At 62.9% G+C, this 18,723-nt stretch carries 16 protein-coding genes and 1 tRNA gene; 5 read left to right on the forward strand and 12 right to left on the reverse strand.

Going from position 1 to position 18,723, the window contains the following annotated elements; genetic code table 11:
- Positions 1-36: 36 nt before the first annotated feature.
- Positions 37-1,209 (reverse strand): cystathionine gamma-synthase, encoded by a 1,173-nt coding sequence (locus EHW12_RS21165; protein ID WP_007728802.1) that lies wholly within the window; start codon positions 1,207-1,209, stop codon positions 37-39.
- Positions 1,210-1,253: 44 nt separating this feature from the next.
- Positions 1,254-2,639, reverse strand: coding sequence for a cystathionine beta-synthase (locus EHW12_RS21170; RefSeq protein WP_003943292.1), 1,386 nt, complete (start codon positions 2,637-2,639; stop codon positions 1,254-1,256).
- Between the two features lie 71 nt (positions 2,640-2,710).
- Here EHW12_RS21170 and EHW12_RS21175 point away from each other — a divergent pair, with 71 nt between their 5' ends.
- A complete protein-coding gene (locus EHW12_RS21175) occupies positions 2,711-3,682 on the forward strand; it encodes an SGNH/GDSL hydrolase family protein (RefSeq protein WP_042448870.1) in 972 nt (323 codons plus the stop codon).
- Between the two features lie 121 nt (positions 3,683-3,803).
- Positions 3,804-5,021 (forward strand): acetyl-CoA C-acetyltransferase, encoded by a 1,218-nt coding sequence (locus EHW12_RS21180; protein ID WP_019744600.1) that lies wholly within the window; start codon positions 3,804-3,806, stop codon positions 5,019-5,021.
- Positions 5,022-5,087: 66 nt separating this feature from the next.
- Here the strand turns inward: EHW12_RS21180 and EHW12_RS21185 are convergent, their stop codons facing one another.
- The 9 genes from EHW12_RS21185 to EHW12_RS35420 all read right to left on the reverse strand — a co-directional run bounded on the left by EHW12_RS21185 (position 5,088) and on the right by EHW12_RS35420 (position 15,464).
- A complete protein-coding gene (locus EHW12_RS21185; RefSeq protein ID WP_070162425.1) occupies positions 5,088-5,843 on the reverse strand; it encodes an enoyl-CoA hydratase/isomerase family protein in 756 nt (251 codons plus the stop codon).
- A 120-nt stretch (positions 5,844-5,963) separates the two neighbouring features.
- A complete protein-coding gene (locus EHW12_RS21190; protein WP_020970268.1) occupies positions 5,964-6,812 on the reverse strand; it encodes a Bax inhibitor-1/YccA family protein in 849 nt (282 codons plus the stop codon).
- Positions 6,813-7,006: 194 nt separating this feature from the next.
- Positions 7,007-8,143: a methyltransferase gene (locus EHW12_RS21195; RefSeq protein WP_007728811.1), complete on the reverse strand. Its 1,137-nt coding sequence runs from the start codon at positions 8,141-8,143 to the stop codon at positions 7,007-7,009.
- 73 nt (positions 8,144-8,216) lie between these two features.
- Positions 8,217-8,903, reverse strand: a complete 687-nt coding sequence (locus EHW12_RS21200; RefSeq protein ID WP_003943290.1) for a nitroreductase — start codon at positions 8,901-8,903, stop codon at positions 8,217-8,219.
- A 68-nt stretch (positions 8,904-8,971) separates the two neighbouring features.
- Positions 8,972-9,877, reverse strand: a complete 906-nt coding sequence (locus tag EHW12_RS21205; RefSeq protein WP_042448880.1) for a TIGR03619 family F420-dependent LLM class oxidoreductase — start codon at positions 9,875-9,877, stop codon at positions 8,972-8,974.
- Positions 9,878-9,880: 3 nt separating this feature from the next.
- Positions 9,881-10,732: an SDR family oxidoreductase gene (locus tag EHW12_RS21210; RefSeq protein ID WP_030536264.1), complete on the reverse strand. Its 852-nt coding sequence runs from the start codon at positions 10,730-10,732 to the stop codon at positions 9,881-9,883.
- Between the two features lie 46 nt (positions 10,733-10,778).
- Positions 10,779-13,169 (reverse strand): EAL domain-containing protein, encoded by a 2,391-nt coding sequence (locus EHW12_RS21215; protein ID WP_241199018.1) that lies wholly within the window; start codon positions 13,167-13,169, stop codon positions 10,779-10,781.
- Positions 13,162-14,424 carry an EAL domain-containing protein gene (locus EHW12_RS35415; RefSeq protein ID WP_241199019.1) on the reverse strand — a complete coding sequence of 421 codons (1,263 nt, stop codon included), beginning with the start codon at positions 14,422-14,424 and terminating at the stop codon, positions 13,162-13,164. Before EHW12_RS35415 ends, EHW12_RS21215 begins: the two co-directional genes overlap by 8 nt.
- Positions 14,425-14,450: 26 nt before the next feature.
- A complete protein-coding gene (locus EHW12_RS35420; RefSeq protein ID WP_241199020.1) occupies positions 14,451-15,464 on the reverse strand; it encodes a hypothetical protein in 1,014 nt (337 codons plus the stop codon).
- 296 nt (positions 15,465-15,760) lie between these two features.
- Here EHW12_RS35420 and EHW12_RS21225 point away from each other — a divergent pair, with 296 nt between their 5' ends.
- The 3 genes from EHW12_RS21225 to EHW12_RS21235 all read left to right on the forward strand — a co-directional run bounded on the left by EHW12_RS21225 (position 15,761) and on the right by EHW12_RS21235 (position 18,553).
- Entirely contained in the window at positions 15,761-16,438 is a 678-nt protein-coding gene (locus tag EHW12_RS21225) for a tellurium resistance protein TerA (RefSeq protein ID WP_007728823.1), read from the forward strand.
- 289 nt (positions 16,439-16,727) lie between these two features.
- A complete protein-coding gene (locus tag EHW12_RS21230; RefSeq protein WP_007728824.1) occupies positions 16,728-16,922 on the forward strand; it encodes a hypothetical protein in 195 nt (64 codons plus the stop codon).
- Between the two features lie 944 nt (positions 16,923-17,866).
- Positions 17,867-18,553: an ammonium transporter gene (locus EHW12_RS21235; RefSeq protein ID WP_125051675.1), complete on the forward strand. Its 687-nt coding sequence runs from the start codon at positions 17,867-17,869 to the stop codon at positions 18,551-18,553.
- A 92-nt stretch (positions 18,554-18,645) separates the two neighbouring features.
- On the opposite strand, the gene EHW12_RS21240 is transcribed toward EHW12_RS21235, so the two are convergent.
- Positions 18,646-18,722 (reverse strand) — tRNA-Leu (locus EHW12_RS21240).
- Between the last annotated feature and the right edge of the window lies 1 nt (position 18,723).

Genomic DNA, 18,723 nt, shown 5'->3' on the forward strand with positions numbered 1-18,723 from the left:
CTGCAGATTCGAAGTCGAATTACTGTAGAGCGAAGATCAGGACAGCGCTTGCTCGATGTCGCCGACCAGATCGGAGGCGTCTTCGATGCCGACCGACAGGCGAACCAGATCGTCGGGAACCTCGAGAGCGGAACCGGCCGTCGAGGCGTGGGTCATCGCACCGGGGAATTCGATGAGGGATTCGACTCCGCCGAGAGATTCTGCCAGCGTGAAGATCTCGGTGCGCGAGCACAGGTCGAGAGCCGCCGCCTTGCCGCCCTTGAGGCGGACGGAGATCATGCCGCCGAAGCGTCGCATCTGCTTGGCCGCGACCTTGTGCGACGGATGCGAAGCCAGTCCCGGATAGATGACGCTGGCAACCGCGGGGTGACCGTCGAGCAATTCGACGACCTTCTCCGCGTTGTCACTGTGACGCTCCATGCGCAGCGCCAGTGTCTTGATTCCGCGCAACGTCAGGAACGCGTCGAACGGGCCGGGAACGCCGCCGGATCCGTTCTGCAGGAAGGCAAACGCGGTGTCCAGTTCTTCGTCGTTGCAGACGAGAGCGCCACCGACCACGTCGGAGTGTCCGCCGATGTACTTGGTCGTGGAGTGCAGCGCGATGTCGGCACCGAGCTGCAGCGGCTGCTGCAGGTACGGCGAGGCGAAGGTGTTGTCCACCACGATCTTTGCGTTGCCCTCGTGGGCGACCTCGGCAAGGAGCTCGATGTCACCGATATTGAGCAGCGGGTTCGTGGGCGTCTCGACCCAGACCAGCTTGGTGTTGGACTTCATCGCCGCGCGCACCGCATCGACGTCGGACACCGGAGCCGGGGTGTACTCGATCCCCCACTGCGTGAACACCTTGTCGATGAGACGGAAGGTTCCGCCGTACGCGTCGTCGGGGATGACCAGGTGATCGCCGGGTCGAAGTACCGAACGGAGCAGGCAGTCGGTGGCCGCCATTCCCGAACTGAACGCTCGGCCGTAGGTTCCGGATTCGAGCGCGGCGAGGTTCGCCTCGAGTGGGCGACGGGTGGGGTTACCCGTTCGCGCGTACTCGAAGCCACTGCGCATTCCACCGACGCCGTCCTGGGCGAAGGTGGAACTCGCGTAGATCGGCACGTTGACCGCACCGGTCAGCGGATCGGGTTCGTAACCCGCATGCACCGCTTTCGTGGAGAAACCCTGCCAGCTGATGTTGTCGGCCTTGCTGCGTTGCTCACTCATGGTCCCCAGCCTAATGGCGCCGGTGCCGGCGCAGGAATCCGAACTCAGGAATCCGAACTCAGGAAACCCAGGAGATCGTGGCGCGTGATGACACCGACCGGCTTGCCGTCGTCGACGACCATGAGTGCGTCGGTGTCACCGAGCGCCTTCGTGGCAGCCGAGACCGGCTCGCCGGAACCGATGAGCGGGAACGGCTTGCTCATGTGCTTCTCGACGGAATCCGCAAGGTGCGCACGGCCTTCGAAGACCGCGCTCAGCAGATCCCGCTCGGACACACTTCCGGCGACCTCGCCCGCCATGACCGGCGGTTCCGCACCCACGACGGGCATCTGGGACACGCCGTACTCGCGCAAGATCTCGATCGCGTCGCGCAGGGTCTCCGACGGGTGGGTGTGAACGAGGTCCGGCAGCTCGCCCGACTTGCCACGCAGAACGTCGCCGACGGTGGGGACGTTGGTCTTGCCGTCGAGTGGGGTGCGCAGGAATCCGTACGACGCCATCCACTGATCGTTGAAGATCTTGGACAGGTAGCCGCGGCCACCGTCCGGGAGGAGGACGACGATCAGGGCGTCGGGGCCCTCACGCTTGGCTACTTCGAGGGCAGCGACGACGGCCATACCGCAGGAACCGCCGACCAGCAGTCCCTCCTCGCGGGCGAGGCGACGCGTCATCTCGAAGGAATCGGCATCCGAGACGGCGATGATCTCGTCCGGGATGGACGGGTCGTATGCCGACGGCCAGAAGTCTTCGCCGACGCCTTCGACCAGATACGGACGACCGGTGCCGCCGGAGTAGACGGAGCCCTCGGGGTCTGCGCCGATGACCTTGACCTTGCCGCCCGAAACTTCCTTGAGGTAGCGGCCGGTGCCGGTGATGGTGCCGCCGGTGCCGACGCCCGCGACGAAGTGCGTGATCTTGCCGTCGGTGTCGGCCCAGATCTCGGGGCCGGTGGTCTCGTAGTGGCTCTCCGGTCCGCCCGGGTTGGAGTACTGGTTGGGCTTCCAGGCGCCGGGGATCTCACGGGTGAGACGGTCGGAGACGCTGTAGTAGCTGTTCGGGTTGTCCGGCGCGACGGCCGTGGGGCACACGACCACCTCGGCGCCGTAGGCGCGCAGGACGTTGCGCTTGTCTTCGCTGACCTTGTCTGGGCAGACGAAAACGCACTTGTATCCACGCTTTTGCGCCACGAGCGCCAAGCCGATTCCGGTGTTGCCCGAGGTCGGCTCGACGATGGTGCCGCCCGGCTTCAGTTCACCCGAAGCCTCGGCTGCGTCGATCATCTTGACGGCGATGCGGTCCTTGGAGCTACCGCCAGGGTTGAGGTATTCGACCTTGGCTGCCACCGTGCCGAAGTTTTCGCCCGTGACGGACGTGAGCTTGACGAGTGGGGTGTTGCCGATGAGGTCGACGACGTGTTCCGCGATGCGCATTCGTCCATGTTCCCAGATGAAAGAAAACGGTGCGCGCGGACGTCGGGCGAAGGTGGTGCAATCCGGCTAGATTGGCAAGTGTGAGTCGAACCGGACTGAAAGCGTCGGTGGCCACGGTGGTGGCCGGATCGAGTGCAGGCACGCTCTCCTGGTTGGGCTACAACTATCTGATGTCGCAGGCGGGGGCGGCCCGCGGGGTGATCGGTCGCAATATCGCCAAGCCACCCGAGGCGGACGGGGTGTACGCGCCCGGCGCCGACAACCCGGAACTCTGGTGGCGGGCCGTGCCCTTCGATCTCCACTTGATGATCTTCGGCGATTCGTCTGCGGCCGGCGTGGGCGCGCTGACGGCCTCGGAAGTTCCGGGTGTTCAGGTCGCGAAGCTGCTTGCGAGTGAAACCGGGAAGCGAATCCGTTTGAGCACCAAGGCCATCGGGGGCGCCACCTCCCGCGGGTTGAGTGGGCAGGTCGACGCCATGTTCGTCGCCGGTCCTCCCCCGGACGCTGCGGTGATCCTGATCGGCGCCAACGACGTCACCGCCAAGAACGCGATTCACGCGTCGGCTAAACGCCTCGGCGACGCGGTTCGACGCTTACGCGAGAGCGGCGCCGTCGTTGTTGTCGGCACCTGCCCGGATCTGGGGGTGGTCACGGCGATCCCGCAACCTCTGCGCTCCGTGGTGCGCGAATGGGGCCATCGCCTCGCACTCGCCCAGGCGGCCGCGACCAGAAACGCCGGGGGTCATCCCGTTCCACTGGCCGACCTGCTGGCCAAGGAATTCCTGGCCTCGCCCGACACGATGTTCTCGGCCGACCGTTTCCATCCGTCCGCGGCCGGATACGAACTCGCGGCGAAGCAGATCGTCCCGGTTCTCGCGTCGGCTCTGGGTGAATGGCAGGGTGGCCCGCTACCCGAACTCCCCCACGTCTCGGAGGCGGCGCAAGCCCGCACCGTCGCGGCCCGACTGACGGCGGCGGCAACCCAGTGGAAAGCCTTCGCGAGACGCACCAAACCTGCAGGTCAGCGCCCCGACGTCAACTGAGTGAGACTGCGTGACCACCATCTGGGAGCGGCAACGTAAATTGTAAGTCGAAGCTGCATTCAACTTGCCCTGCTCGACGGCGTTTCAAGCCGCCCTCGAGCAGTACACAAAAGGAGTTTTCATGCCCGAGGCAGTAATCGTCTCAGCAGTACGGTCGCCCATCGGCCGCGCAATGAAGGGTTCGCTCAAGGACATCCGCCCGGATGACCTCGCAACTCAGATGGTTGCCGCCGCGTTGGCAAAGATCCCCGAGCTCGACCCCACCGAGATCGACGACCTCATGCTCGGTTGCGGCCAGCCCGCCGGTCAGTCGGGCTTCAACATCGCCCGCGTCGTCGCCGTCCAGCTCGGCTACGACTTCCTCCCCGGTGTCACGGTCAACCGTTACTGTTCCTCCTCGCTGCAGACCACCCGCATGGCGCTGCACGCCATCCGCGCAGGCGAGGGCGACGTCTTCATCTCCGCCGGCGTCGAGTCCGTCTCCAGCTTCATCACCGGCAACGCCGACGGCCTCCCCAACACCAAGAATCCGCTCTTCGACGCAGCGCAGGCCCGTAGCGCCAAGCTCGCCGAAGGTGGAGTCGCCTGGACCGATCCTCGCGAAGAGGGCCTGATCCCCGACGTGTACCTGGGCATGGGCCAGACCGCCGAGAACGTCGCTTCGGCCACCGGCATCACCCGCGAAGACCAGGACCGCTGGGCAGTTCGCAGCCAGAACCGCGCCGAGGAAGCCATCGCGCGCGGCTTCTTCGAGCGTGAGATCACGCCCGTCACGCTCGCCGACGGCACCGTCGTCTCCAAGGACGACGGCCCCCGCGCCGGCACCACCTACGAGGGCATCAGCGGCCTCAAGCCCGTCTTCCGCCCCGACGGCACCGTCACCGCCGGCAATGCCTGCCCGCTCAACGACGGCGCAGCCGCACTGGTGATCATGTCCGACACCAAGGCAAAGGCACTCGGCCTGACCCCGCTCGCTCGCATCGTCTCCACCGGCGTCTCGGGCCTGTCCCCCGAGATCATGGGCCTCGGCCCGATCCAGGCCGTCAAGAACGCCCTGAAGATCGCCGGCAAGTCGATCTCCGACATCGACCTGTTCGAGATCAACGAGGCATTCGCAGTGCAGGTCCTCGGATCCGCTCGCGAACTGGGCATCGAAGAGGACAAGCTCAACATCTCCGGTGGCGCGATCGCGCTGGGTCACCCCTTCGGTATGACCGGTGCCCGTATCACCAACACCCTGATCAACAACCTGCAGGAGCAGGACAAGACCTTCGGCGTCGAGACCATGTGTGTCGGCGGCGGACAGGGCATGGCAATGGTGATCGAGCGCCTCAGCTGATCCCCTGAGCACGTCGAAAGCGGCCGCCCGGCTTCTGCCGGGCGGCCGCTTTCGTGTGGTCGGGTTTCAGGTAGTCGTGAACTTCCGAGCAAAACTCCCCAACTCGCGAATCAACTCTCGCGCAGCGTCGTCCTCACGCTGCACGGCAGCGCGAGCTTCGTCCGCCCATCCGTGACGGAGCAGTCGTTTGGCGGCAAGAACTGCCGGTCCGACGTTGGCGGCAATCTGCTCGGCACTCTCGCGGGCGCGTGCCTGTACCTGGTCGGCCGGCACGGCGGCTGTCGCCAGTCCGTAGGCGGCAGCTTCGACGCCGCTGAGCCACCGGGCCGACAGGATCAGCTCGGCGGCTCGCTGCGTTCCGATCACCTTGGGCAGCAACCAACTACTGGCAGCTTCGGGAGCTGTACCCAGCGAAGTGAACGGTGCCCGCAGACGTGCGTCCTCGGCAACGTAGACGACGTCGCAGTAAAGCAGCATGGTCAGGCCGATGCCGACGGCAGCGCCGTGTACCGCGGCGATCAATGGCTTCGGGAACTCCACCAGCGCGACGATCAGCGGCGCGAATGCGTGGCCGAAGTCGGCGTTGTCTGCGCCTGGTTCGGCGAGTGCGCGTAGGTCGACGCCACTGGAAAATGCCTTGCCTGCGCCCTCGACGATCACCACGGCCACGGCTTCGTCCGACGCCGCGTCGTCGAGCGCTTTGGTGAACGCTCGAAAACCGGCTGCATCAAATGCGTTCAGGCGACTCGGATTATTGAAGGTCAGCGTTCGCACTGCTCCGGCATCCGCGACCAGGATGGGTTCAGAGGTGTTTGTCGACATTCGCTCCCCTTCGTTCCAAACCAAGCAGTTGCTAGGTATCCAAGCACCGTAACCGTCCACAGACGACAAAAGAAGGGCCCCTCGCGGGGCCCTTCTTCGTGTTACGGATCGACTCGAGAACTAGTCGTTGTTGAAGTAGCTCAGCAGACGCAGGATCTCGACGTACAGCCAGACCAAGGTGACGGTGAGGCCGAATGCGACGCCCCAGGCTGCCTTCTCGGGCGCCTGTGCGCGGATCAGCTGATCAGCGGCGTCGAAGTCGAGCAGGAAGCTGAAGGCTGCGATGCCGATGCAGACGAGGCTGAAGATGATGGCGACGGTTCCACCGTCACGCAGTCCCAGTCCGCCCTCGGTGAAGAAGCTCGCGACGAGGTTACCGAGCGCCAGAACGACAACACCGATCAACGCACCGATGATCATTCGCGTCAGACGAGGTGTCACCCGAATCGCACCGGTCTTGTAGACGACCAACATGCCGAAGAACACGCCGAAGGTTCCGAGGACCGCCTGCGCAATCAGCATCGACGCGTCAGCGCCTTGGAGTTGGAAGGTGAACATGAACGACAGCGCACCGAGGAACAGGCCCTCGGCCGCGGCGTACGCCAACACGATTGCCGGGTTGTCCATTTTGCGACCGAACGTCGCGACCAGAACCAGAACGAGGCCGACGAGACCGCCGCCGATGACCAGCGGGGCTGCGAGGTCGGCGTTGTTGTTGACCAGGAAGTACGACACCAGTGCCGAGATCGTCAGCACACCGAGCGTGATGCCCGTCTTGGTGACGACGTCGTCGATCGTCATGGCCCGCGAGGTGGGACCGGTCTGGTACGGCTCGGCCGGAGCGTACTGCGGCTGACCGAACTGCTGGGTTGCCTGCGAGGCGCCCGCCGTCGCAGATCCGAACGAGGCGTATCCGTTGCCCTCTTGCTTGGGCAGATTGCGGAACACCGGGTTGCTGGTGGTGCGCACCGTGATCATCCCTTCATCGTGGTGGCCTACGACGGGTGCGTCGCGGGTTCGCCGGACGGATCCGAGTTTCCGACACGGTCCGTGTACCTGACTAAAAGTAAAGCACTCGTAATTTACAACGTCGAAGCTTCGGTTGTAGTTCCCGGCGCATTTCCAGAAGATCAACACTCTTCGACACTCGTCCCTTTTCGATACTAGGACGGTTTGACCGACTTCATCACGATGAACTTCGCGTTCTTCGCCATCGCCTCGCTCGGACCCACCGCGGCTTTCAACGGTTCGCGATACCCCAGATGCGCGTTGTGAACAGTCCACAACTCGCCACCGGGACGCAGGACACGGCCGGCAGCTTCGAACATCTTGAGTGCTCCGCCGGTGTGGACCGCCGCGCCGACGTGGAACGGCGGGTTCAACAGAACCAGATCCGCGCTCGCACTGGGCAACGAACTCACGGCGTCGTCGCGCAGGCCGCTCACTCGATCGCCGACGCCATTTGCGGACGCGGTCGCCAGAGCCGAAGCGACGGCTGCCGAGGACTGATCCGTTGCGATCACGTGCACGTCCGGGAACTTCCGCGCGATCGCCGCCGCGAGAATGCCGCTGCCACAACCCAGATCGATCACGTCGCTCAGCGGATCGACCGCAATCTTTCCGAGGTTCTCCAGGAGCAACCGGGTGCCGATGTCCAGGCTCGCACCGGCAAACACTGCGCCGTGAGCAACGACGTCGAGGTCGAATTCGTCGAGGCGTTCGGTCACCGGGAACGTGATAGCAACATCGGGCTTCGGTTCCGAAGCCTTGAGTACGCGGGACTTCTGACGCCCACGCGAGGCGCTGACGTCGGAAAACGATTCGCCGAGAACCTTGTTCATCGCCGGGGTGATGTGCTTGTCACGCCCACCGGCGAAGACACGAACCGCCGGGTCGGCGTGAAGCGCGATCAGCTGGGCGATCTCGGCAAGTTCGGCGAGGCTACGCGGCAATTGCATGAGCACGACGCGGGCGCCGCTGAGCAACTCCTCGTCCAGTCCGTGCGAGGTGAAGGCGTCACTGAATCCGAGTTCGCGCGCATTGTTCGCGAGGGCCAGCTCTCCGGTGAGCGGATCCTGGTGAACGCGCACGGCGGCGATTCCGTGCACGAGCGCAACACCGGCAGTCAGCGCACCGTAATGATCGCCGATCACGACGACGGTGCCCGCCGGTGCCGCGGCGAGAGCGTCGGCGGCCTCGTCGAGGATCAGACGGTCAGCCGCATCGACGGCAAAGAGATTGGGTGCCTCGACATCGGGGAATCGGCGCAGACGATCGAACAGTTCGGGTGTGTCGGACATGCCACCAGTCTTTCAGGTGGAACTACGCAACACTCAATCCCCCGACCAGCAGGTGATCAGTTCGACATCCCTGTCAGTTCGACATCCACTGCACGACGTTGTCGACGGTTTCGCGTTCGGTGCGGAATCCGTTCACCGGGTGGTCGGCGTCGGGGTATCCGAACGAGATCGCGCAGACAACCTTGCGAGTGTCGTCGATACCGAAATGCTCGTGAATGAACTTGGAGCTGCCCGCGAGCGCCGCCTGCGGAATGGTGGCGACCCCCAGACTCTGGGCCGCGAGCAGGAAGCTGTTCACGTACAACCCGCAGTCGACTGCGCCGTAGGTGCCCAATGCCTCGTCGGTGGTGATGATCGCGACGTGGGGAGCGCCGAAGAGCTCGAAATTCTTCATCGTCTGTGCCGCGGATCCGGCGCGGTCACCGTGCTCGATTCCGACGCTCGAATACAGCGCCATCGCGCAGTCGAACCGACGCGACTTGTAGATGCCCTGGTACGCGCGCGGGAACTCGAAGTCCGACTCCTGGGCGTTGGCCATCACGTACTCACCGAGGCCGGCGCGGAATCGCTCGGTGCCCTCCCCTTCGGTGATCGCGACCTGCCACGGTTGCGTGTTGCACCACGACGGCGTCTTCTGCGCCAGCCGAAGGATCTCCTCGATCACCTCACGTGGCACCTGACGGTCCTCGTAGGCGCGGCAGCTGATCCGGGCGTCGAGCAACGCTTCCAGGCTCGTATCCACGACGATGCTCTCGGTCATGTGTTCTCTCCTCGATCAGGCTGCACTACAACACTTCGCACGATAGAACTACCGCCTCGACGCAATCGTCAGCGGGTCACCTTTGCGAAGGCCGCCACCAGCTCGCCGAACTCTGCCATCGCCGCATCCGGATCCGGATCTACTGCCGCCAGCGCAACCAGCACATCGGTGGCACCGGATTCGAGCAGTTGCTCGGCGCCGATCATCGTCGCCGGGAGGTCGATCGAACCGTCGGACCCGCGTACGACGGTCAGTCGCCCACGGACCTGCAATTCCGCTGGATCGCGTCCGAGATCCGCCATCGCTTTGCCGATGACGTCGATCCCTTCACGTAGGTCGTCGTCCGCGGCACCCATGATCGGAATCCACCCGTCACCCCAGGTTGCGACGCGTCGTACAACGGCCTTGGAGAGCGAACCGGACACCCAGATCGGGATTCCAGCGGCCGGACGGGGCGCGCAGTACACGTCGTCGAACTTCAGACGAGGGGTGTCGATGCTCGCCGGCGCCGAACTCCACAGGGCCCGGCACACTGCGAGAGCGTCGTCGAGCAGTGGTCCCCTTTTACCGAAGTCCATACCTGCCGCCTCGTATTCACGTTCCTGCCAACCTGTTCCGACGCCAAGGTCGAGTCGGCCCCCGGAGAGCAGATCGAGTGTCGCGGCCGTCTTGGCCAGTACCGCTCCCCCGCGCAGCGCCGCGATGACGATTCCGGTCCCCAAGCGAATTGTCTTCGTCTGTCCGGCAACAAAAGCCAGGACGGTCAGCGGCTCGAGCCAGTTGGCGTCGGGCTCGGTGGGGAACGCCGACCACGTGTACGCCGAGTTGTCCGAGCCCATCACCACGTGATCGGTGACGAGGACCCGGTCGAAGCCCGCAGCTTCCGCGCTCTGACAGACCTGCACGAGTTTCGCGTAGGAGTCCTCCGCGAGAGTGGTGCCGAAGTTGGGAACGTTCAGACTGAAAGTTGTCATGTGTCAAGCCTTTCGGGGCCGGTTGGTCCAGCCACCCTCTTCTGTGGGGAACCAGCCTCCGGCAGCGTGCGAGCCGCCGTCGACGTGGATCACGGTTCCGGTGATGTATCTCGCCAGGTCGGAAGCCAGGAACAGTGCGGGGCCGGCAATGTCGACCGGCTGGCCCGGTCCGCCCAACGGTGCCCACCCCGGCCACTTGTCCCAGTCGTCGGCAGGAACGATCGTGCGATACGGCACCTGTACCGACTCGATCAGATCCGGGGCAATGGCGTTGACGCGCACTCCGGTTCGACCGATCTCCACACCAAGGCTCCTGGTGAACTGTGTCAGCGCGGCCTTGTATGCCGAGTACATCGTGTGGCCCGGGATCGCTCGATGCGCCTCCACCGTCGTCAGGTTCACGATCGATCCACCCAAACCGCGGTCGATCATGCCGGGAAGCAGGGCATGGGTCAGACGCACGACGTGATCGAAATTGATGCTGCCGGCCTCGGACCAGAAACCGGGATCCGTACCGGTGAACTCTGTCGGCGGGTTCAGGAAATGACCCACGTTGTTCACCAGGACGTCCGGAGCGAACTCGGTCAACGCTACGGGGACTTCCCGCGTCCGCACGTCGTACTCGAGATAGTTGATCGAACCACCTGCAGCCGAGTCGAATTCGACGTCGCCAAGAGGAGCCACGTCGACAACCAGAACTGACGCGCCATGCGATGCAAATGCTCGAACAATCGCTGCGCCGATTCCCTGGGAACCGCCTGTGACCACTGCCTTCTTACCCACCAACATCGGCCCTGGGGAGTACGCCGATCCGACCACCACGAAGACACCCTTCTGCAGTTCGATGTGAAGCACTTCGGCGTACCGTCACACATCGAACGGCAAAACGGGCGCAAAGTTCTCACTCAGTGGTAGCCGCGACGCCCCACCTGCTCGAACCGCCGAGTCGCCCATTCAAATAGTGCGGAATCTCGGCTGCCCGTATCGGCATTCCCTCGAGGTACCCCTGGATCACGTCACATCCGCACTCGGTCACTATCGCGCGCTGCCTCTCCGTCTCCACGCCCTCGGCGACGGTGTCCAGCCCCAGAGACTTGGCAATCGCGATGACGGCTCGCAAGACAGCGAACCTCGAATTCGAGGGATCCGCGTCCAGCGGTGCGACGAACGCCCGATCGATCTTCAACCGATCGAGCGGCAGCCGGGCCAAGCTGGCAACCGAGGAGAACCCTGTGCCGAAGTCGTCCATCGCAATGGCGATGCCGAGCGCCGAGAGCTGTACCAACACATCTCGGTCGGCGTCGTCGATGACCAACGATTCGGTCACCTCGATCTCGAGTCGGCTCGGGTGGAGGTTCACCTCGATCAGTGTCCGGCGTACCGAGTCGACGTATCGACTCGAACGCAGTTGCACCTGAGAAACGTTGACGGCAACCCGAATGTCCTCCGGCCACTTTGTCGCCGCCGTGCAGGCAGCCCTCAGAACACCTGCACCGATCGGCACGATCAAGCCGGTTTCCTCGGCGACCGAAATGAAGTCTCCCGGCGAGACGAGACCTGAAGTCGGATGGTTCCACCGCAGCAGAGCCTCGAACCCGACAACAACTCCCGTCGCGGCCGAGACCTGTGGTTGATAAACCAACTCGAACTCTTCGTCGATCAACGCACGACGAAGATCCAACAGTGCCCTGGCCCTACCCGTCGCACGATCCCGCAAAGTCGCATCGAAGGCGCGAATCTGGTTCCGACCGCTCTCCTTTGCGTGGTAAAGCGCGAGGTCCGCGACAATCACCAGGTCTTCGAGGCTGTCTGCGTCGTCGGGCATCGAGCCGTAACCCAGACTGGCACGAATGCGAATCTGGTTGCCGACCAGTGAAAATGGTCGTTCGAATGAGTCGAGAATCGATTGGAATCTCTTCTCCACCTCATCTGCACTCCCGATGTCGTCGAAGGCTACGTCGTCGAAGGCGATGGCGAACTCGTCACCCCCCAGTCGGCCACAGATCTCGTTCGATCGCAGAACGCTGTGCAGTCTGCCGGCAACATCGCGAAGCACGTCGTCTCCGATGTGGTGTCCCAACCGGTCGTTGATCGACTTGAAGTTGTCCAGATCCAGAATTGCCAGCCACACCCTGTGTCCGTCCCGAATCCGCGAAGACAGTTGAGCGTTGAAGCTGTACCGATTTCTGAGCCCGGTCAACGAATCGATCTCTGCCAATCGCAAGATGTTCTGGCGCTGGTGATACGAGTGCGTGATATCGGATCCGACACCGCGCCACCCGTAGGTCGCCCCATCGCCACTGCCCGGGTGACCTGACATCGACCACCAGCGAGTATCGCCCCGAACGACGACCTGCATGGTGAGGTCCCGAAACGCCGTCCCGGCTTGAAAATTCGCGGCGAGGAGATCAAGGGACTTCCTGCCCACATCTGTTCGGGACGCGCCGATCCCGATCAGGATCTCGTGCATTGTGCGGCCCCGAATCTGTGCTGCCGGCAAACCGACCTGCTCGGCGAATCGATACGACACGGTACTGGCGATACCGCGCGAATCGGTCTCCCAGAGCCAATCCTGTGCTCCGTCTTCGAGATCGTTGAGCAACAACTCGACGAGATCTCGTTCGTCCTCGGCTATGAGTTCGGCGCGTAGCCGTCTCTCGAAAAGTTTGGCCAACAGCAAAGTTCCGCTGTAGAGCGAACCTACAAAGACGACCAGCACCCCGATCAGCACGAAACGCGATGTGCCCGGTTCCGTCCAGAACGCCCCGGCCAACCCGACTCCCACCAGGCTGATCCAGACCACAGTGATTCCGCGAAACATCATGGTGGGAAACACGCCGACCGCGATCCCACCGATCAAGGTCGAGCTCAGTACCAACTCGTCACGAGGATCGAGCATCGGAAAGAGAACGAGAGCCAAGCACGCCAGGAGCACTCCCCAGACAATGATTTCGACTGTGAGTACCACCAGTTCGGTGGTCTGGGACTCGGAGACGCCGAGACGCGAGCGCCGGAGCCAATACACACTGAATCCAGCGCTCGACAACAGCATGACGCTCGACCAGGCGAAGGTGAACCATCCGGCATCCACCGGCAGAAGCACCACGATCGCTGACAAGGCAACCGCCGCGGTCAGAAACGACCACGGCAGTACGCGCGCGGTGAACCGCAGTCGTCGATCGAGTAGGCGACGGCGATCGTAATCCGAGAGGTGTTGTTCCGTGCCGCTGCGACCGAGTTTGCGCACCGACGTCCCGACGCGACGCCTACGGAGTACTGCCGGGTCATCCACGTCGGCCTGCTACCGCCGCTGCGACCGCGTCGACCGACATGGCTCCGCCGGCGATGTATCCCTGAACAGTCCTCACCCTTGCAGCGGCCACGGACTTCAAGTCTTCCTCACCGTCGACTCCCGAGACGACGACCTCCATTCCCAATGCGTCGACCAGATCCACGACAGCTTCGAGGATCGACCGTCCACCAGGCACTGCACCCGAAATGGAGCGTTCTATCCGGACTCGGGTGAACGGAAGGCCGGACAGTGATGCGAGCGAGGAGAATCCGGCGCCGAACTCGTCCACGGTCAGCGCGATTCCCATGTCCGCGATGGCGTGCAACGCAAACTTGGACTCGTCGGTGATCGCCGATGATTCGTTGAGTTGGAGCTCGAGCTGATGTGCACTGACACCTGCTCGTCGAAGCGAGTCCCCTATCGCGACGACAAAGGAATCCGATTCGAGCTGACGCGTCGATACCGCGACGGCTACCCGCAGGTGATCAGGAAGGCGGGACGCCGCCTCGCAGGCCAACTCGAAGACGGTAGTCCCCAGTGAGTACGCCAAACCGGTGTCGTCTGCGACGCTCATGAATTCGGCGGACGTAACGGCACCGAGGCGGGCGTTGTGCCAGATCACGCGGACTTCCACGGCCACGATCTCGCGGGAAACCACGTCGATCCTGGGCAACAGCTCGAGTTCGAGGTCCTTCTCCGCGACAGTGTTTCCCAGATCTTCGAGCAGGCGGGCCCGCCGATCGGCCACGGACTTCATCGAGTCTCGATATTCACGTACGGCCCCGCGCCCGGATTCCTTTGCCGCGAACAAGGCCAGGTCCGCAGCGCCCATCATTTCGTCGGCGGAGGACGGCAGCTCGTCGGGGAGGTAGTACCCGATGCTGCATCCGATCTCCAACCGCGTACCGGCCACTGTGATCGGCTCGTGCAGAGTTTCGATGTAGCGGCCGAGCAGAGTACGAACTTGTGAGCTGTCACCCACATCGGTGAAAAGAACCGCGAACTCGTCTCCCCCCAGACGTGCGAACAACTGTGACACCCCGCCGGCTTCGGACAGGCGATCCGCGACCTCTCGCAGAACCGCGTCGCCAACGGTGTGTCCCAGTGTGTCGTTGACCGACTTGAAGTTGTCGAGGTCGAGCATGGCCAACGCGAGACCACTTTCGCTTGTGTACGGCTCGCGCAGCAGTCGCTCGAGCTCGGTCCAGAAGCTGTGCCGGTTCGGCATACCGGTGAGTGCGTCCACACGACCCATCCGCACGATCTCGTCACTCTGCAGTTTTACTTCCGTGACGTCGGAACCGACTCCTCGCCAGACGAACTCGTCGGGTGTACGGCCGGGGCGCGGGCGTCCGGAGATCTGCCACCACCGAATTCACCGTGAACTCGGACCGGAACGAGCACGTCGACGAATGCGGTCTTCGTGTGGCGGGCCTGCTGCAACTCCATCAGCGCATCGATCCCGCCGGGGATCCGTAGGGTGCCCAACTCCATGAACAGGTCCTGCCACGCCGTTCCCTGCAACTCGGTGGAGTCCAGCCCCGCTTCGACCGCGAGCCGCGTCGGGATTCGGTTGAACTTGCCCTTCTGGTCCGTCTCCCACACGAAGTCCCCGGCGTTGCCTTCGAAGTCTTCGAGAAGCATCTGCACGACCGATCGTTCCGACGCGGCGCTCAATTCAGCTCGATAGCGAGATTCCAGGTTGCCCGAGACCACTATCGTGCCGCCGATCAGAGCCGCGCCATAGGCGATCATTCCAATGAGAATTCGTTCGAACTCGGGTCCCGGCTGAAGCCAGAATGCCACCCCGAGGATTATCAGATTGGACAGGACCCAGGTGACCCCCACCACTCGCAACATCGCGGTGGCCACGGCTCCGGCACCGGTGATCGATGTGGTGACCGCTATCAGGATCAGATCGCCGGAATCGTCCAGGATCGGGTACAGGACCAGGGCGAGCGAGGAATACAGGATCCCGACTACAGCAAATTCGACGATGAGAAACGCGTAGGACATCCGGTACGTGGGTGTGATCAGGTTGAAATGAATGGCGAGACCCACGCACATCCCCACCAACCCGATCACGCCGGACAGCAATGGCCACACACGCGGCAGCGGTCCGCCGTCCGGGGGAATTACATACAACGTCAGCCCGAGTGTGACGACGAGGTGGACGGCAGCGGCCCAGGGCAGCACGCCGAAGGTAACGGCTATCTGCTCACGAGTTACGTCATCACGTTGGGCGGGCGTCAGTCTTTCTCTCTGGCGGGGTTGCAGAAGCGACAGGACTGGCATCACTTACCTCCCGCTCCCACGACGAAATTGAATCGGACGTCCGACTCAGCAATTCTTCCGTAATTGGACGTTGCCGTGTCAACCAGTGCGTCCACCCTATTTCGGAGTCGCGTCTGCCCACAGACACAGTAATCAGCAAACTGCTGGTCTGCCGCAAGTTGGCGCCGCAAGTTTGATGCCCATGGGTTGAAATCAGACATGAGGGACAATGGCCGGAGATCGCCGATCACGTCGGTGGAGATTCCTCGACGGGTAACACGATCGGACTCATTCGAGTTCAGACAAGGACTATCACGATGGCAATCGACTACACCCGACGTTCCGGCGAGTCCACTCCGTCGCAAGCACCGGTCAGCCTGAGCAAGATCACGCTGACAAAATCGGCGCCGACGGTCAACCTCGCGAAGGCGGGTGAACGACAAGGCAATATGCGCGTGAACCTCAACTGGTCACAGGGGGCACCACCGAAGAAGACCGGTTTTCTCGCCAAGCTCGCCGGCGCAGGCTCTGGTGCGGTCGACCTGGACCTCGGATGCCTCTACGAACTTGCCGACGGGTCCAAGGGAGTAGTTCAGGCCTTGGGTAACAGTTTCGGTTCACTGACTTCTCCGCCCTACATCTCCCTCGACGGCGACGACCGCAGTGGTGCGAACACCGGCGGCGAGAACATGCACGTCAATCTTGGTGACCCAAGCGCTTTCCGGCGAATCCTGATCTTCGCGATGATCTACGACGGCGCTCCCAACTGGGCGGCGGTGGACGGCGTCGTCACCTTGTATCCCACCAACGGGCCGGAAGTGGAAGTGCGACTCGACTCCGCCAGCAACCAGGAGCGACTGTGCGCAATCGCTCTCATCCAGAGTTCAGGTCAGGGCGTGACGGTGACCCGTGAAGTTCAGTACATCAACGGCAGTCAGTCAGATCTCGATCGGGCCTACAACTGGGGAATGAAATGGGCTGCCGGACGAAAGTAGGGGCTGCGGACGGGATCTCCCCCATCCGAATGACAATGTCCGAATCATCCACAATGTCGCAAGTTACTGGATAGTGTCGAGAAGTGGGGTCGGACATGAGGGGTCACGCTCGACACCGATAGTGGGTCGGTGACGCTATGTGCTTGGCGGCGCCGACGTTCGACCGGAAAGGCCCTCGATTTCCCCCGAGATCGAGGGCCTTTTCGTATCTTGCGTCACTGTTCACACCCTTTCATTAGTTGATCGTTAAACTAGGCGTTCGTCCAACATGCACCGATGGAGAACGTGAATGTCCACGAATTCAGATCGACGCCCGCGCCTGCCCGTGAGAATCGCCTACCTCGCCGCAGGAGTTCTCTTTGTCGCCGCCATGCTCCTGTTGGCAAGCGTCGTCAACCCTGATCGGGACCGCGATTTCTCGATGAACCACGTCCCCGCGGGGACGTCGACGACCGCCTTCGCCGCAACGTCCGACCTCGGCTAACGAAGGTACCGGTACGTAAGTGGCGCACGTCACGAACTGTGGGTAGTTTCAACGCCGATGGTTCGCCGTAGGTCGGTATTGAGAGGGACGGCCAACCACTGCCCTGCCTGGTTGCCCCACCCAAGCAGGCAGGGCACCCCAGATCAGGCAGGCACCCCCGATAATTTAAGCCTCAAGTAACTGTTACTCGGGAAAGACTTGTATCAAACGGGGACGAATCGTACATTTCATCCGGCAGTCGGCCTTCGTCCGACGCCTTTACCGTCAATGTCGACGGAACTTCTCTGAACACCACCACAAGTCGGCCACTTGTCGTGACCGCATTCGTCCTCGCGAAAGGCTCGCCCATGTTCGATTTCTTCGGCGCAATCTCCGGCTTCTTCGGCCTACTGTTCGGCACCGGCTCGTCGAGCGGGAGCTCGGGAGGAAGCAGCGACGCACCCGTCGCCCCGCCTACCTGATCCACAAGCCTCACCCGGCACCGATCCGCCGGGTGAGGCTCTCGCGAATCTCTTTGAAACACAACGTAACAGCACTTCAACTCCACCGACTTTTCTGCGGATCCACGCCGACACACTCCGGCGTCCGGACAGTTTCACCACATCGCCTGCAGTAATGGGTCCTGTGTCCGCCATTCTCCGTCGAGGCACACCCGCAGACCTCCCAACCGACAAGGCATGTGTTCGCCGTGAGCCGGTGTCCGTTGGGGCAGCAGTCCGGGGATTGCTCGGTCAACCGCATCTCCACATTTTCGCACACATGTTCGACAACTTGATACTGCACGCTGCACATTCGATTACACCGGCCGCTTCCGGTCGGCCCGAGCGCAACTATCCCTTCCGTCACTTCGGTCTGCTTTAATACGAAGGCTTTGTCGGGGGTTTACCAATGTCCGAAGTTGTCGAGTTTCTGCGAGCACACGCAGGCGAACACGGGGTTGAACTATGGGTTTCTTCAAGAAGACGGCTGTGACTGCTCTAGCGGTCGCTGCAGTCGGAGCATCAACAGGGATCGCATCAGCTGATCCGTCGACCGACGTGAATTACGAAGCGAAGGTCGTCGACAAGTCGATCGTCACCACCATCGACGCCGGGCTGTTCAAGGTGTCCGGCGACGGCAAGTCCGTCGTCTTGCAGGACAGCAAGGGAGCCGACCTTGTTTCCCTGCCTCTCGCATACAACCTCGGGGATCTACAGTTCCCCTTCGATCGCACGATCAGTGAAGACGGTAAGACCCTCACGCTGACACCGATCACCGATTCGGCGAAGGCAACACCTCGACCCGAGAGTGCGCCTGCGGCAAAGGAATGGACGCCCGTCGCCTCGCCCGAGGAGAATGATCGGGCGATTGCGCACTTCCAGAGCCAACTCGGACTCGGCACTCAGGTCGGCAGCCTGCTCGGCACCATCGTCGGCGCCGGAATCGGTTGCGCTGTCGGCGCTCCGCTGGGCTTGACCATCGTCGGACTCCCCGTCGCCGCGGCACTGTGCCTGGGTGGCCTCGCAACAGGCGCCGGAATCGGCGGTGTCGCCGGAACGATCCTCGGCGGCGGCGGCGCGGCTGTCGTAGCCGGCATCGATCTCGTCAACACGCTGAATGCTCCTGCAGGGACGACCGTCTGGGCTCAGTAGCCACTTGGTGGTCAGTCGCTGCTCCACGGAAAGCCCCGCCCGCCCGAAGAGGACGAGCGGGTTTTTCGATTCAATGTGCAGGAGGATCTACGTGGTGCCCCCAGTCGGACTCGAACCGACACTTGACGGATTTTAAGTCCGTTGCCTCTGCCAATTGGGCTATGGGGGCC

Source organism: Rhodococcus sp. NJ-530, from assembly GCF_003860625.1.
Classification (GTDB): domain Bacteria; phylum Actinomycetota; class Actinomycetes; order Mycobacteriales; family Mycobacteriaceae; genus Rhodococcus_F; species Rhodococcus_F qingshengii.